10 protein-coding genes are annotated in these 16,002 nt (G+C 49.1%); 9 read left to right on the top strand and 1 reads right to left on the bottom strand.

Features of this window, described 5'->3' with window-relative positions; genetic code table 11:
• The first annotated feature begins 33 nt into the window (after positions 1-33).
• From purE to QUB63_RS32210, 5 genes are all read left to right on the top strand, one after another.
• Positions 34-561, top strand: a complete 528-nt coding sequence (purE, locus tag QUB63_RS32190; RefSeq protein WP_332949444.1) for a 5-(carboxyamino)imidazole ribonucleotide mutase — start codon at positions 34-36, stop codon at positions 559-561.
• 76 nt (positions 562-637) lie between these two features.
• Positions 638-2,239 carry an ammonium transporter gene (locus QUB63_RS32195; protein ID WP_332949445.1) on the top strand — a complete coding sequence of 534 codons (1,602 nt, stop codon included), beginning with the start codon at positions 638-640 and terminating at the stop codon, positions 2,237-2,239.
• A gap of 517 nt (positions 2,240-2,756) precedes the next feature.
• Complete coding sequence (locus QUB63_RS32200) at positions 2,757-3,671, top strand: SGNH/GDSL hydrolase family protein (protein WP_332949446.1); 915 nt, start codon at positions 2,757-2,759, stop codon at positions 3,669-3,671.
• 522 nt (positions 3,672-4,193) lie between these two features.
• Complete coding sequence (locus tag QUB63_RS32205) at positions 4,194-5,576, top strand: ammonium transporter (protein ID WP_442921863.1); 1,383 nt, start codon at positions 4,194-4,196, stop codon at positions 5,574-5,576.
• A gap of 434 nt (positions 5,577-6,010) precedes the next feature.
• Positions 6,011-7,216, top strand: coding sequence for a 4-hydroxy-3-methylbut-2-enyl diphosphate reductase (locus tag QUB63_RS32210; RefSeq protein WP_332949448.1), 1,206 nt, complete (start codon positions 6,011-6,013; stop codon positions 7,214-7,216).
• 258 nt (positions 7,217-7,474) lie between these two features.
• Here the strand turns inward: QUB63_RS32210 and QUB63_RS32215 are convergent, their stop codons facing one another.
• Positions 7,475-7,627, bottom strand: a complete 153-nt coding sequence (locus tag QUB63_RS32215; protein WP_332949449.1) for a hypothetical protein — start codon at positions 7,625-7,627, stop codon at positions 7,475-7,477.
• Between the two features lie 244 nt (positions 7,628-7,871).
• Between QUB63_RS32215 and QUB63_RS32220 the strand changes: the two genes are divergently transcribed.
• From QUB63_RS32220 to QUB63_RS32235, 4 genes are all read left to right on the top strand, one after another.
• Positions 7,872-9,818 (top strand): sensor histidine kinase, encoded by a 1,947-nt coding sequence (locus QUB63_RS32220; protein WP_332949450.1) that lies wholly within the window; start codon positions 7,872-7,874, stop codon positions 9,816-9,818.
• On the top strand, positions 9,815-10,276 hold the full coding sequence (locus QUB63_RS32225) for a response regulator (RefSeq protein WP_332949451.1): 462 nt from the start codon (positions 9,815-9,817) through the stop codon (positions 10,274-10,276). Before QUB63_RS32220 ends, QUB63_RS32225 begins: the two co-directional genes overlap by 4 nt.
• Positions 10,277-10,753: 477 nt before the next feature.
• Positions 10,754-12,229 carry a sensor histidine kinase gene (locus QUB63_RS32230; RefSeq protein ID WP_332949452.1) on the top strand — a complete coding sequence of 492 codons (1,476 nt, stop codon included), beginning with the start codon at positions 10,754-10,756 and terminating at the stop codon, positions 12,227-12,229.
• A gap of 764 nt (positions 12,230-12,993) precedes the next feature.
• The gene (locus QUB63_RS32235; RefSeq protein ID WP_332949453.1) at positions 12,994-15,915 is read left to right on the top strand and encodes a response regulator; all 2,922 of its coding nucleotides are present in this window, start codon (positions 12,994-12,996) and stop codon (positions 15,913-15,915) included.
• The last annotated feature ends 87 nt before the right edge of the window (positions 15,916-16,002 follow it).

Consider the following 16,002-nt stretch of genomic DNA (forward strand, 5'->3'; position numbering starts at 1 on the left):
CCATTAATCTGAAATCTCACATCTGAAAATTGCATGAATGAACCGACAGTTGGAATTATCATGGGTAGCGATTCGGATTTGCCAACCATGAAAGATGCGATCGCCGTTTGCGAAGAATTCAACGTACCGTGCTCCGTAGCGATCGTCTCCGCCCACCGCACCCCCTCGCGCATGGTAGAATACGCCCAAACCGCGCACCAACGGGGTTTGAAAGTCATTATCGCAGGTGCTGGGGGAGCGGCGCACCTTCCGGGCATGGTAGCATCTTTAACGCCCTTGCCGGTAATTGGCGTGCCGGTACTGAGCCGCCACCTGCAAGGGGTAGATTCGCTGTACTCGATCGTGCAAATGCCAGCCGGGATACCCGTAGCAACAGTGGCGATCGGCAATGCTAAAAATGCTGGCTTGCTGGCAATTCAAATATTAGCAGTTTCCCAACCAGAATTACTAGAGCGAGTCCTGGATTACCGCAAAACTTTGTCCGAATCTGTCATGAAAAAACAAACTCAGCTAGAAGAGCTAGGCTATCAAAACTATCTCAATCAGAACAATAATCTATAAACTTCTGTAGTACAATTAGGGGATTTTCAGAATATTGCTGAGCTGATTAGTTGTAAAGAGGGTGAAAGTGATTAAAATGACTGTCGGAAAGAAAAACTCGAAACAAGTCAGGCGGGAGTCCTTAAATTTGCCAGCAACTAACTTTTTGACGAAAGCAAACAGGCTCAAGAAATTACAAAGGGCTCTCGCCCGCCTCAGCCCGAGCTGGCAAGCCTGCATACCAATAGCAGCCATCATCGTCTTGATGTGGGGATATGCGGCGGTAGCCCAAACCGCTCCCGCGCCTACCGCCGAGGAACAATTAGCCAGCCTCAAGGTGGGGATGGATACCATGTGGGTCATGGTAACTGGGATGCTAGTGTTCTTTATGAACGCCGGTTTCGGTATGTTGGAAACAGGTTTCTGCCGCCAGAAAAATGCAGTTAACGTGCTGGCCAAAAACCTGATTGTTTTTGCGCTTTCTACGATCGCATTTTGGTCGATCGGCTTTGCCTTAATGTTCAGCGACGGCAACGGTTTTATCGGCAGCAGCGGCGGATATTTCCTGTGGAATGTAGCTGACAACAGCCCCGCCACAGGAGAAGCTTATCAAGGCATTTTCGACTCGCTAAACTGGACGGGAGTCCCCCTCAACGCTAAATTCTTTTTCCAATTAGTTTTTGCGGGAACTGCTGCGACGATCGTTTCTGGAGCAGTTGCAGAGCGAGTTAAATTTATTGACTTCTTAATTTTCAGCTTGCTGCTAGTAGGCATTGCTTACCCAATTACCGGACACTGGATTTGGGGCGGCGGCTGGCTGGCAAAAGCAGGCTTCTGGGATTTTGCCGGTTCGACAGTGGTTCACTCGGTAGGCGGTTGGGCTGCTTTGATGGGAGCGGCATTTTTGGGGCCGCGGATCGGCAAGTACCGCGACGGCGAGACTGTGGCGATGCCGGGACACAATATGAGCATTGCCACCCTGGGCTGCTTGATTCTGTGGTTGGGTTGGTTCGGGTTCAATCCCGGTTCGACAATGGCACTCGATCCAAATGCGATCGCCCACATTGCCATCACCACCAACACCGCCGGCGCCTTCGGGGGAGTTGCTGCCACAATTACAGCTTGGCTTTACCTAGGAAAACCCGACCTTTCGATGATTATCAACGGCATCCTCGCCGGCTTAGTCGGGGTAACAGCGAGCTGCGCTTGGGTCAATGTGTCCAACTCTGCCATTATCGGCACGATCGCGGGCATCCTGGTAGTTTTCTCCGTAACTTTCTTCGACAACTTGAAAATTGACGATCCTGTAGGGGCAACTTCAGTTCACTTAGTCTGCGGCATCTGGGGAACTCTAGCAGTGGGTTTGTTTGCTGACGGGCCTACAACTGGACTTTATACCCTTGGGCCGAAAGCGGGATTGCTAGTAGGGGGAGGCTTCGATCAATTATTACCACAGTTGATCGGTATTATCTCTGTAGGCGGGATGACCGTCCTGCTGAGTACGATTTTTTGGGCCGCACTCAAAGCTTTGCTGGGTATCCGCGTTTCTGCTGTAGAGGAGGCTGAAGGTTTGGATATCGGCGAACACGGGATGGAAGCTTACACCGGGTTTGTGAAGGAAACTAGCTCTGGCAACCGAACTGAGGGCAGCTACGGCGGTTATGCTGGAGGTTCTGGGGGGAGGACTACCAAACTTTAGAGCGATCGATCGAGCAATTCAGCTTTCAGGCCCTCGATCGGCGATTTGTACGCTAATCTAGGGCTTGATTAACAAAAACCGCAATCTGAAATCCCCCGCCCACAGATGCAGTCCCGGACGCACTCTTGATTCTTTTACACCCGGTTTATCGTTCTCAGCGTGTTGCTAAAATCGCGCAATTACGTTAACAAACCGGGTTGGTGCGTCCAGGCCTCTTTCCAAAAAAATGCTGCTGTAGAACAGCTCTCAATCCTTATGCAGTAAGTCATTCCCCAATTTAAAATCTAAAATCTAAAATCTAAAATCTAAAATAGTCGGATTTGTGTGCTGTGAAAGTTTGGCAGGCAGATTTTTTATGGTAGAGTAGTGCGAAAAAGCAAAGTTCTGCATCGCCACCGCGCCCAACACATGACAGTGCTTGATTCTTACAAGCATTGAGGCGAAAATTGAGCGGTAAAATTTGATGCAGCAATGAGTGCCAATTATTCGGTGTGGTGCCTGCAAATCGCTTGAGTTTATGGAGAAGTTTGGAGGAGTTAGCAGAAGTAGAACTCATAAATCCCTCTTGGGGATGGAAGTTAGCCGATCGAAAACTGTTCCGGTTTGGGCTTTGCTATCTCTGCTGACGAACGGGTTACTGATACTCGCAGTCGTTCAACTGCTGCGGGGACACAACTTGACAGAAAGCTCCACCCAGAGTGCTGCGGTGACGGTAGATAGCCCTGAGGAAGAAATTCGCTCAGGGCCGGTGACAAACTCTGCAAAGGCAGTGCTAGACGTGCCGGTTCCGGGACAGCGACACAAATGGTCTTACCAGCAATGGGTCACGCAGTTGGGCCGGGAAGCTGAGGCGGCGGCGGCGAATCGCCCCCCAAAACTGAGTGTTTTGGCTGGGGATTCTCTGAGTATGTGGTTTCCGATGAAGCTGTTACCAGCCGATCGCATTTGGCTCAATCAAGGGATTTCGGGGGAGACATCCGTAGGTTTGCTGAAGCGGTTGCAGTTGTTCGATCGAACTGCGCCGGATACGGTGTTTGTGATGATCGGGATTAACGATTTGTTGCGGGGAGCCAGCGACGAAGGGATTTTGAACAACCAGCGACAGATAATCCGCGATTTGCGGTGGGCTCACCCGAAAGCACAAGTGGTGGTGCAGTCGATTTTGCCGCACAGCGGAGAACAGTCTACCTGGGAAAATCGCGATCGGCTGTTGGCGATTCCCAACAGTCGGATTCGGGCAATAAATCGGCGGCTGAAAGAAATTGCTAGTTCAGAAAATGTTTCCTATCTCGATTTGCAGCCGCTGTTTGCGGATGCTGACGGCAATTTGCCAACCGAACTCAGCACAGACGGCTTGCACCTTAACGATCGAGGTTATCTGGTTTGGCGATCGGCCCTGCAAATGTTCGGTCAAATGCAGTTGAGAAATTAGTCATCAGTCATCAGTCATCAGTCATCAGTCATCAGTCATTAGTTAGAAAGATCGAGGATGAAGTCATATTCTCCGAAACTGTCCCACTCTCCCACTCTCCCACTCTCCCACTCTCCCCCTCTCCCCCTCGCGGCTTACTCTGCTTCCACGGGTTATGTCAAGTATCCTGGGATAGATTAAGAAAATATTATAGAGGGGAAATTAGTATAAGGTAATACAGAATAACTGTTATTACAAATGGTGCAATCCAAAAGGCACACAGTATGGGATAGATACTTGACGAATTAAGATGAGTCCGGCTAGAGGAAGTCGGGGAGTTGAGGATTTGGAAATTATCTATTAAAGATGTGTTCCGCTAAAACAGGGACGAAAAACCAAATAACTATTGCATCTAAAATCCTCGCATCTAAAATCGGCTCGGTCTTCCCTGCAAATTGCTGAGTATTAGAAGGTAAAAATAACGTGCTCAAAAAAAGTTTAACGATCGGCATCCTCGCACTGTGGCTGTTAAGCTGGCCGCTGATGAACAATGCCTTAGCTCAAGATGCTCCTGCTGCTGCTCCTGCGGCGGCGGCGGTGGTAGCGAATCCGATCGACACCGGCGATACAGCCTGGATGTTGGTATCCTCAGCACTGGTATTGCTAATGACACCCGGGCTAGCGTTTTTCTACGGAGGGCTGGTGCGATCGCGCAACGTCCTCAACACCATGATGATGAGCTTAGTCATGATGGGACTGATCGGCGTCACCTGGACGCTGTGGGGTTACAGCCTAGCCTTTGACGTTTCCACTCCAGTTTCCGAAGGCTTTGGGAAAGGATTTGAAACCTTCATCGGCGGCTTCGACTGGATGTTCTTGAACAACGTCGCAGCCGACAAACCAGATCCGATCGGCTACGCACCGACAATACCCCACCAAGTATTCATGGTGTACCAGATGATGTTCGCCATCATCACCCCAGCCTTGATTTCCGGGGCGATCGTCGAACGGGTAACATTTAAAACCTACTTCTGGTTCGTGCTGCTGTGGTCAACATTCATCTACTCACCTTTAGCCCACTGGGTTTGGGGTAGAGGCTGGCTGGGCGCGATCGGAGCATTAGACTTTGCAGGCGGCACAGTCGTGCACATCAGTTCCGGCGTATCAGCCGTAGTCGCAGCTTGGGTAATCGGGCCCCGCAAAGACCACTTGAACAAGCCCCACACCCCCCACAACGTACCCTACGTCCTGCTCGGAATTGGGCTGCTGTGGTTCGGCTGGTTTGGCTTCAACGGCGGTAGCGCTTTGGGTTCCGGTTCATTAGCAACCGTTGCTTTTGTCACCACAATGATTTCTACCGCAGCCGGGGGCTTAACTTGGACAATCATCGAATGGGTGCTCAGAGGCAAACCGACAGCAGTCGGAATAGCTAGCGGCTTCCTAGCGGGATTGGTAGGCATCACACCGGCGGCTGGATTCGTGCTGCCAGTAGGGGCGCTGTTGATCGGATCGATCACTTCCGTTTGTTGCTTCTTTGGCGTTAGCTTGCGAGCTAAGCTGGGATTTGACGACTCTTTGGATACCTTCCCAGTTCACGGCCTCGGCGGGACTGTAGGGGCGCTGCTGACTGGCGTATTTGCAACTAAAGCCGTGAACGCTGCCGGAAATGACGGGCTGTTTGCCGGAAATCCGGGGCTAATCGTGACCCAGTTTGTAGGCGTTCTAGCTACTTACGTGTTTGCGGCTGTCGGCACTTTTGTGATTTTGAAAATTCTGGCGCAGTTTATGGAACTGCGAGTGCCGTCATCTGCTGAAGACCAAGGTTTGGATATCGGCCAGCACGGGGAAGAAGCTTACGGTGAGGATTTTGCCGGCGGTTTCAGTTCCTTTGAATCTGGTTCTCCTTTTGCGCCGAAGAAGATTTGAGGCTGATTTTCTCGATAAGTTCGATCGTGTAGAGATGCAGTTATGTGCGTCTCTACGCTTTTTTTTGTTTTTTTTTGAACGAACCCATGAAAGTCGCGCCTCTGTTCGTTACTGAATTAAATATAGCAACCGCCACATCTGGCGCGGACATAAATAACCTCATCAATAGCTCCCTGAAACCGCTAGCATAAACGGTTTGATTAGGGTACATAGTAAGCTGTCAACTGTCACAGGTCAACTGTCAACTGCTATAATACCAGTTTCAAAAGAGAATGTAACTTTATACAAGCCACTAACCCTTATGCAGTAGTTCATTCCAATCTAAAATCTAAAATCTAAAATCTAAAATCTAAAATCTAAAATCGTATAATCCCGATCGCACCCAGGCCTTCTAAAATCAAAGGTAATTAACCTAGATTTCAACTCGGTACCGCATGGATACTAAAGCTTTTAAACGATCGCTCCAACAGTCTGAAAACTACCACCGCAAGGGTTTCGGACACGAAGCTGAGGTAGCTGGCGTCATGCAGACGGCTTATCAAAGCAGTCTGATCCAGCAAATTCGCGAAAACAATTACAGGCTCCAGCGAGGTGCAGTCACGATCCGGCTGGCTGAGGCTTTTGGCTTTTGCTGGGGGGTGGAACGCGCTGTGGCTATTGCTTACGAGACTCGCCAGCACTTCCCCTCCCAACGGATTTGGATTACTAATGAGATTATTCACAATCCGTCTGTCAACCAGCATTTGCGGGATATGGAAGTTGGTTTTATTGCTGTTGAAAAGGGACAGAAAGATTTTTCGGTTGTTGATAGCGGCGATGTGGTAATTTTACCTGCTTTTGGGGCGAGCGTGCAAGAAATGCAGTTGCTTAACGATAAGGGCTGCAAGATTGTTGATACTACTTGTCCTTGGGTTTCTAAGGTTTGGAATACTGTTGAGAAGCACAAGAAAAAAGATTATACTTCGATTATTCACGGTCAGTACAAGCATGAGGAAACTGTTGCTACCAGTTCTTTTGCTGATAAGTATTTGATTGTCCTGAATTTGCAGGAGGCTGAATATGTCAGCAATTATATCTTGCACGGGGGCGACAGAAATGAGTTTCTTGCTAAGTTTAGCAAGGCTTATTCGGCTGGTTTTGACCCGGATCGCGATTTGGTAAGTGTCGGGATTGCTAACCAAACTACTATGCTCAAAACTGAAACTGAGAATATTGGCAAGTTGTTTGAAAAGACGATGATGCGGAAGTTTGGGCCTTCCAATCTTAACGAACATTTTCAGAGTTTTAATACTATCTGCGATGCGACTCAGGAACGGCAAGATGCTATGTTGGGTTTGGTTGAGGAAAAGTTGGATTTGATGCTGGTGATTGGCGGTTTTAATTCTTCTAATACTACCCACTTGCAGGAAATTGCGATCGACAAAGCTCTTCCTTCTTATCACATTGATTCTGCGGAGCGCATTTTACCGGGAAATCGTATCGAACACAAGCCTTTGGGCGGAGATTTGGTTGTTACCCAAAATTGGCTGCCTGATGGTAATATTGTCGTGGGCGTGACTTCGGGTGCTTCGACTCCTGATAAAGTGGTTGAGGATGCGATCGATCGCATTTTAACCCTGAAAGCCGCTGTTATTGCCTAATTCTATTGTTCGCCACTGCACTAGGAATCTTCATTTTCTCCGTGCAGTGCGATCGTCTCCTTCCTCAACAGACTATCAACTCGAATTGCTCTTCATTCCCTCTCGATGCTGAAAATTATCTGCGTTAAGGAGCGTTTATCTGCGGTTAGTTTCCCTAGCAATTTCTCCCCTGCGTCCCCAATTATTTTTTTCACAAATCCTGAAAAATTCGCCTTTTTTTTGGGGTAAAAAGCTTGACACTGGTCGCTTGACAAGGTATTATTTAATAATGGCAATAGTGGCAATTTTCAAACTTAAGTCACCACTTCCATTATCTAAAATATACCCCAAAAATCCCGCAAAATCAATAGGTAAAAACTCCTTTTTTTGCGCCGCGATTTGAAACTGTGAAAGCGCTGCTTTCGATGCCACAGAAAATGGCAAATTAAGCTTTGCTCGCAGCGAGAGATTGTCTGTTTGCCATCTCCTACAACCAGGGGAGTAGGGGTCGAGTAGGGGGTATGCGAGGAGGAGCGAGACTAAACAAGAAACAAGATCGATCGCACATTTGAGCCTGAAATTTATAGAGTTTCGCCGCCGAGTCGGCCCGAGCAAAAAATTCATCGCCCGCATCCAAGTAAAATAAAAAAAATAGGACTCGCGCGCCCACTATTTCATGAACAAATCGCTGACTCGCCAAATCACCGCAGGTATCGGCACGGCCTTGGCGCTGCTAATTTTAAACGCGGCAACTTCCTACCGCAATACTCTGAAGTTAGTCGAAAACGAAGCCTGGGTGAGCCACACTCACCGAGTTTTAACTGAACTCGAAGCCACACTTTCGACGCTAAAAGATGCTGAAACCGGACAGCGCGGTTATTTGCTCACGGGAGAAGAACGGTATTTGGAACCGTATCGTAGCGCGATCGCCCGCGTCAACGCACAAATAGGCGGATTGCAGCAGCTAACCGCTGACAACAACCGGCAGCAACAGCGCATTCGCGACTTGAAAATTGCGATCGACTCTAAATTAGCCGAACTTGAAGAAACGATCGATCTGCGGCGCCAAAAAAACTTAGCAGCAGCCCTGCGGCTGGTAAAAACCGATCGGGGAAAGCAAATCATGGGCGCCATTCGGCAGCAGGTAGCCGTCATGACTGCCGAAGAAACTCAGCTATTGCAGCAGCGCGCCCGAGAATCCCAAGCCAGCGCCCATTTGACAATCGTGACTTTTACCGTTGCTGCTGTAGTAGATTTGCTGTTGCTGCTGTTGGTTTTCTATTTGGTGAAGCGCGATCGCACTTTGCGCGACAATGCCGAAATCAAGCAAAATCAACTCTTAGAAGAGCTAGAACACGATCGCCACTCCCTAGCAGTAACCGAAGAACGTTTCCGCCTCGCGATTCTCAACGCTCCGCTGCCGATTATGCTGCACGCTGAAAACGGAGAAGTTTTGCAAGTTAACTCGGCTTGGACAGAACTCTCAGGTTATGAATACTCAGAAATTCCCACAATAGAAGATTGGACAGAAAAAGCTTACCACAGCCGCAAATCGCTAGTGCAACAAGATATCGAAGGGCTGCACCAATTAAACGGGCGCGTTTCTGAAGGCGAATATATAATTACCACAGCCAGCGGCGAACAACGAATTTGGGACTTTTATTCCGCACCTTTAGGCAAACTTTCTGACGGCAGAAGTTTAGTAATTAGTACCGCCATTGACGTAACTGCGCGCAAACAAGCAGAAGCGGAAATTCGGATGCTCAACGCTACCTTAGAACGGCGGGTGCAACTCCGCACCAACCAACTTCAAGCAGCTAACGAAGAATTAGAAGCTTTCACCTATACCGTCGCCCACGATTTGCGCGCTCCCCTGCGGGGAATGCAGGGATTGGCTGAAGCTTTGTTAGAAGATTACCGCGATCTCCTCGACGAACTCGGTCAAGAATACGCCCAGCAAATTGTTAATTCTGGGCAACAATTAGAAGCATTGATCCAAGATTTGCTAGCTTACAGCCGCCTGAGCCGCACTGATTTATCGCTGCAAGTTCTAGACTTAGAATCTGCTGTCGCCGAGGCAATTGCTATGATACAAGCCGACGCTAGATCCCGAAGCGCTCAAATCAGTGTTCGATCGCCCTTATTTGCGGTAATTGCCCACCGCGTTACTTTAGTTCAAGTAATCGCAAATCTGCTCACCAATGCTCTAAAATTTGTGGATGGCGCATCGCCCCAAGTGCAGATATGGGCCCAGGAAATTGAGATTCCTCAAGAGCCACAGACAGACACGCAGACAGCGGGAAAATGGGAAAGGGGGACAGTGGGACAGTGGGAGAATTCCCAGTTACTGATTGCCAGTGGCCAATTGCCCGTTAGCGAAGCCCTCGAAGAGGATCGCATCATCCGTCTTTGGGTAGAAGACAACGGCATCGGTATTGCTCCAGAACATCAAAAACGCATTTTTCGCGTCTTTGAACGGCTGCACGGTATCGAGTCTTACCCCGGAACTGGTATAGGATTAGCTATTGTACAAAAAGGAGCCGATCGCATGGGCGGTCAAGTAGGGGTGGAATCTCAATTAGGACAAGGGAGTCGTTTTTGGATCGAGCTGAGGAAAGGATGAGGGTAACGCAGACGATTTTGCTGGTGGAAGATAATCCTGTTGATATTTTGTTGATGCAGCGGGCTTTTCGCGATCGGACTTTTACTAATACTTCGCTGCAAATTGTCCGAGATGGAGATGCAGCGGTTTTTTATTTAAATGGTGACGGAGAATACAGCGATCGCGATCGCTATCCTTTACCTGCGATAATTTTACTAGATTTGAAATTGCCCAGGCGATCGGGTCACGAGGTTCTGGGTTGGCTGAAGCAGCAGCCTCAACTAAAACGCTTGCCGGTGGTTGTTCTTACTTCTTCTAGGCAAACACTTGATGTCGATCGAGCTTACGATTTAGGGGTGAATTCTTATTTGGTTAAACCGGTCGGGTTTGCTTCTTTATCGGAAATGATGCAGAGTTTTGGCGAGTATTGGCTCAACCATACCGAACTGCCGGAACTTATAGAACTTTCTGGTTTTTAGTGGCGGTTTCCCAGTTTTATTGCCTCGTTTCCTTGTTACCAGGCTCTTCCTAGTAACGAGAAAATTAAGTTTTTAGTGAGCATGAGTGTCAACTCGATCCTAAAACTATTGTATCTCTCGTTTATACCCGAGTCTCGATCCCCCCGGCGCCCCCGCAACGATTCGGGGGGGATTGGAGTCTTCTCTTTCGTCAACCCCTACTCCCCTAAAATCAGGGGGAGTAGGGGTTGACGCAAGATGCTCTTTCTCCCCCCTTAAAAAGGGGGGTTGGGGGGGATCTTAGGGTTTGAAAACACGCCCTAGGAGTGGGATCGGCGGGCCTAATCGTCAAACGGTAGAACGGTACTTTTGACGCTAAGTTGACACCAATGGGTAGTGAGGACTTGATTCCTGTATCATCTTAAATGAGCGACCTCCAACATTTTTATGATGAGCGATTGACCCACCCGATCGGACAGCAAAATTATCAATTGTTAAATGCTACACATTCTGGTAATTGACGACAATCCAACGGATAGGCTGCTCGTCAAACGCGAATTAGAGCGGGAATTCTCGCCATTGCAAATAACGGAAATTTCCGACGCTGGGTCCTTGGGGGAAGCACTGCATCGAGGCGGATTCGATCTGGCAATTACCGACTACCAACTCCGCTGGACGAACGGTTTAGATGTGCTTAAAACTATTAAAGTTAGTTATCCAGAATGCCCGATCGTCATGTTTACCAATACTGGGAACGAAGAAATTGCTGTAGAGGCGATGAAAGCTGGATTGGACGACTACATTATCAAGTCGCCGAAGCACTACCTCCGCCTTTGCATTGCGGTTCGCGCTGTGTTCGATCGAGTGGCAGCCCAGCAGCGAGCCGCCAGACTGGAAAATCAACTTAATTCTCTGCTAGAACGCTTAAATGTCGGAGTTTTTCGCTCGACTTCCCAGGGGCAGCTTTTGGAAAGCAATCAAGCTTTTTTGCGCTTGTTTGATGCCAGCAATTTAGCAGATGTCCAAGGCATTTATCGGCGGCAATTGTTTTTGCAGCCGCCTGATTCAGGTAATTCTGGGCCTCAAACTCTAGAAATTACCTTTCCGGTGGCGGACGGTAGAGTAAAATGGATTCGCTTGAGTCAATATCTCAACAGCGCAGAAGCTGAAAGTACGATCGAGGGATTGGTTGAAGATGTTACCGAACTCAAGGCGGCCCAAGTTGCTTTGCGCGAATTTAATGAAACTTTGGAAGAGCGGGTGAGAGAGCGTACTGCTGAGTTAGAAGAAGTTAACGCACAGCTCGAATCGTTTACTTATTCAGTTTCTCACGACTTGCGCGCTCCCCTGCGGGGAATTTTGTTTTTTGCTGAAATGTTACTAAAAGATAGCGCCAGGGATTTGGATGCTACCGCACAGGATTACTTGTCCCGGATTAGCAGCAGTGCAACTCTGATGAATACTTTAATCGAAAATTTGCTGGAGTACAGCCGCCTGGGCCGGACAAACTTGCCGCTAAAACCTGTCTCTCTTAATTTAATTGTGTCTCGCTCGATCGCGCAACTCGATGCTGAAATTGCCCAAACACAAGCTCGGATAACTGTTGTCGAACCTCTACCTGCGGTGTTGGCCCATCCTCCCACGCTGCTGCAAGTATTGGCTAATTTGCTCTCCAATGCTATTAAGTTTGTGCAGCCCCCGATAGTGCCGCAGGTGCGAGTTTATACAGAAGCTGAGGAAGAATTTATCTATCTTTGGGTAGAAGACAACGGTATTGGTATTGCACCAGAATTTCATGAGAGGATTTTTGGATTGTTCGATCGCCTGCACGGTCAAGAAGTGTATCCGGGGACGGGCATTGGGCTGGCGATAGCGAAGAAAGCCTGCGATCGGATGGGCGGCGCGATCGGGCTGGAATCGACTCTGGGAACCGGTACCAGATTCTGGGTAAAATTACGCAGTTGCGAGTGCTGAAGAAGAAGGAAGAAGTCCGATGTTCGTCTGAAGAAGTCCGATGTTCGTCGGAAGTTCGGCAACGGATTTTGTAGCGGATTTAACAGATTTAACGGATTTAACGGAAGTTCGGCAACGGGTAATGTACGGAATTTAACGGATTGAACGGATGAGGTTGGAGGTTCGAGGTTCGAGGATTTTAATAGCAATATTGTACTGTAGCTGAAAGTAAGTAGATCCACCTAATTAAACGTAAAATACAGATCGCGCTCTAGCTTGCTGTGCAAGTCTTCTTCCGACTTCCATCTTCCTTCTTCCATCTTCCGACTTCCATTTCTCTTCTACTTATCGATCGACCCGCTTCATCACAGCAGAACGCAGAACAAAAAAGTAGTATAGTGAAATTTATAGCAACCGTCACATGGCGTGAGGGCATAAATGACAAAAATGAAGGGAGACGAGAACCCACAGCATAAACGGTTTGATTGCCATACTCTGTAACTGTCACAGGTCACAGGTCAACTGATATCTTGCACGGGTCTGGCTCGATCGGGCGAGTGTGCTCTGTTTTACAAGAACTTAATTAATTTGCTTGTGGGACAGGCATTTAAAAGTCTTATTGAAAAAAGTGCGAGCTGTGAGATAGAATAAAATACACGCAAACACGCTCGACCTATTTGCAACTCTATTTAACCCGATCACTAAATATTGAAATTATCGGGAGTGCTCGATAACATATTTTTAGATTTAATAAGGTTGGCGAAAATACAAAGAGCAAAATCCCAATGCTATCTATCCTATTAATCGACGACAACCCGAACGATCGCCTGATGATCGATAGAGAACTGAGGAAAGCTTTTGGCGATTTAGAAATCAAGTCGGCTATTGATGCCCAAACTCTCGAAGAAATCCTGGCAGCCGGGGGTTTTGACCTGGTAATTACCGACTACCAACTGCGCTGGAGCGACGGATTAACTATTCTCAAACAAGTTCAAAGCCGCTACCCGAATTGTCCGGTAATTATGTGTACCGACAGCGGTAGCGAACAAGTGGCAGTCGAAGCGATGAAAGCGGGTTTGAGCGATTACGTGTTCAAAGGGCGGCACTTCAACCGCCTGGCGGGAGCCGTGGCCGAAAGCTTGGAAAAACAACAGTTGCGCGATAACTACGCCAAAACGTCGGCGCAGTTGGCAATTTCTGAGGAACGGCTGAGAGTGGCGATCGAAGCCTCGCAAATGGGAACTTGGGATTGGAATATATTAACCGGCGAGGTGGTTTGGTCGGAGGGACACGAACAGTTATTCGGGTTGGAAAAAGGCAGTTTGGCGGGAACTTACGAGGCGTTTTGGGCCTGCGTTCACCCGGACGATCGCGATTCTATTGCTCGCGAGATCGCCTTTTGTTTAGAAAAAAAAATAGAATACCAGCACGAATTTAGAGTTATTTGGCCCGACGGCAGCTTGCACTGGATCGCGGGTAGGGGCAAGTTTTTTTATGACGGTACGGGTCAATCGGTGCGATCGATGGGCGTGGTTTGGGATATTACCGATCGCAAATTATCCGAAGCCAGAATACAAGAAAGCGAGGAAAATTTGCGCTTTGCTCTAGAAGCAGCTAACACGATCGCTTTTACCTGGGATGTGGCATCGGGGGAAGTCCGCCGTTCGTCCAATGCCGAAACACAGATGGGTTTGGGCCCCGATAGCACCTTTGGTACTTTTGAGCAAAAAAAGAATGCGGTGCATCCAGAAGACCGCGAAAGCTTTTTGGCAGATTTGGATGTCGCACTCAGGGGCACGGGAGTTTATGAGTCGGAATACCGCAAACTGCGACCCGACGGCTCAGTGATTTGGCTTCACGACAAAGGGCGGATGGTTTTTGACGCATCGGGTACACCCCGAAGGCTGTTCGGCGTGGCGATCGACATTACGGATCGCAAACAGTTAGAATACGACCGCTCGCAGGCGATTGCGCGCGAGCGGTCGTATTTGCGCCGCCTGCAACAGTTAACCTCCGCGTCAGTTGCGATCAACTCCACGCTGTCGGTGGAAGAAATACTTCAGTTAGCGGCAGATAGCGCCCGCTCGATTCTGGAAGTCCACCAGGTAGCTGTCAACCTCACCCCTGCCGCCAACTGGGATGCGGGAATTAGCAAGTTTTCGATGTCAGAAAAATACGCCCGGTGGCAAGATTACTGCCAAGAGCCAGACGGTACGGGCATTTACCGGGAAGTTTGCCAGCAGCAACAGGCGATGCGGATGACTCAAAGCGAGTTAGAGTCTCACCCGGCCTGGCGGGGGTTCGGCTCTTCTGCGGGGAAGCACCCGCCGATGCGGGGCTGGCTGGCTGTACCGCTGACTGCTCGGGACGGCAGAAATCTAGGATTGATTCAGTTGTCGGACAAGTACGAGGGGGAGTTTGGCGAAGATGATGAAAGTATTTTAATGCAGTTGGCTCAGGCGGTGTCGGGGGCGATCGACAATGCCCGACTTTACGAAGAATCTCAGCAGGCCAATCGTATGAAAGATGAGTTTTTGGCAACTCTTTCTCACGAGCTGCGATCGCCCTTAAACGCGATTTTGGGCTGGGCGCAACTGCTGCGGCACCGCAGTTTGAGTCCGGCTGTTAGTGCGCAGGCACTGTCCACTATTGAGCGCAATGCTAAATTGCAAAGTCAATTGATTGAGGATTTGCTGGATATTTCGAGAATTATTCGCGGCAAGTTGACTTTAAATCCAAGTCCTGTAAATTTGATTTCGATGGTGGAAGGAGCGGTGAATACGGTGGGTTTGGCGGCCGATGCTAAGTCGATCGAGGTGCGGTTGGCAATTGTCGATTTGGGCTGCGATACAGCAGAATTTTGCCAGCCCGGAGAGGTTTCTGGCAATCGCGAAGCTCAGTTAAATCCGAGATTTTTGGTATCGGGAGACCCCGGCCGCTTGCAGCAGGTAATTTGGAATTTGTTGACGAATGCGATTAAGTTTACGCCGCGCGACGGGCGAGTGTCCATCCGCTTGCAGCGATTTGATTCGGAGGTTGAGCTGGCTGTTTCCGACACGGGAATTGGGATTGCTGCGAATTTTTTGCCTTACGTGTTTGAGTCTTTCCGGCAAGCGGATGCTACGATTACTCGCAATCATAGCGGTTTGGGGCTGGGGCTGGCGATCGTCCGGCAGTTGGTTGAACTCCACGGCGGCAGGGTTTGGGCCCAGAGTGCGGGGCTGGATCTGGGCTCGACTTTTACTTTCCGCCTCCCTTCGATTCCGGTAAATTCGATCGCCCGCCAGGAAGCGCAGGTGTTGGCTGGCGGCGGTAATTTACAGGGGGTTAAGGTTTTGGTGGTTGATGACGAGGTTGATTCGCGGGAGTTTATGATGTTTGTCTTGACTGATTCCGGGGCGGCTGTCAGGGCTGCATCGTCGGCTGCTGAGGCGTTTGAGGCGGCTGCTGAGTTTGTGCCGGATGTTTTGGTCAGCGATATCGGAATGCCGGAGGAAGACGGCTATTCGCTGCTGAGAAAGCTGCGCTCTTGGGCAACCGAAAGGGGAGGGAAATTTCGGGCGATCGCCCTGACGGCTTATGCTAGGGATGAAGACCGCGCCAGCGCTTTGAAAGCTGGTTTCGATCGGCATCTGGCTAAACCCGTGCAACCCGATGTTTTGGTGGAGGCTGTAGTCAGTTTGAGGCAGCAAGCGCTAAAAATTTAAAATAACTGTCTTGGTAATTGGTAATTGGTAATTGGTAATTGGTAATTGGTAATTGGTAATTGGTAATTGGTAATTGGTAATTGGTAA

This window comes from Microcoleus sp. ARI1-B5 (genome assembly GCF_036705795.1).
Classification (GTDB): Bacteria; Cyanobacteriota; Cyanobacteriia; order Cyanobacteriales; family Microcoleaceae; genus Microcoleus.

What these genes read in the sequence shown, in the direction of transcription:
- purE (WP_332949444.1), top strand. Translation starts at nt 34, where the DNA reads ATGAATGAACCGACAGTTGGAATTATCATGGGTAGCGATTCGGATTTG.
- QUB63_RS32195 (WP_332949445.1), top strand. Translation starts at nt 638, where the DNA reads ATGACTGTCGGAAAGAAAAACTCGAAACAAGTCAGGCGGGAGTCCTTA.
- QUB63_RS32200 (WP_332949446.1), top strand. Translation starts at nt 2,757, where the DNA reads ATGGAGAAGTTTGGAGGAGTTAGCAGAAGTAGAACTCATAAATCCCTC.
- QUB63_RS32205 (WP_442921863.1), top strand. Translation starts at nt 4,194, where the DNA reads ATGAACAATGCCTTAGCTCAAGATGCTCCTGCTGCTGCTCCTGCGGCG.
- QUB63_RS32210 (WP_332949448.1), top strand. Translation starts at nt 6,011, where the DNA reads ATGGATACTAAAGCTTTTAAACGATCGCTCCAACAGTCTGAAAACTAC.
- QUB63_RS32220 (WP_332949450.1), top strand. Translation starts at nt 7,872, where the DNA reads ATGAACAAATCGCTGACTCGCCAAATCACCGCAGGTATCGGCACGGCC.
- QUB63_RS32225 (WP_332949451.1), top strand. Translation starts at nt 9,815, where the DNA reads ATGAGGGTAACGCAGACGATTTTGCTGGTGGAAGATAATCCTGTTGAT.
- QUB63_RS32230 (WP_332949452.1), top strand. Translation starts at nt 10,754, where the DNA reads ATGCTACACATTCTGGTAATTGACGACAATCCAACGGATAGGCTGCTC.
- QUB63_RS32235 (WP_332949453.1), top strand. Translation starts at nt 12,994, where the DNA reads ATGCTATCTATCCTATTAATCGACGACAACCCGAACGATCGCCTGATG.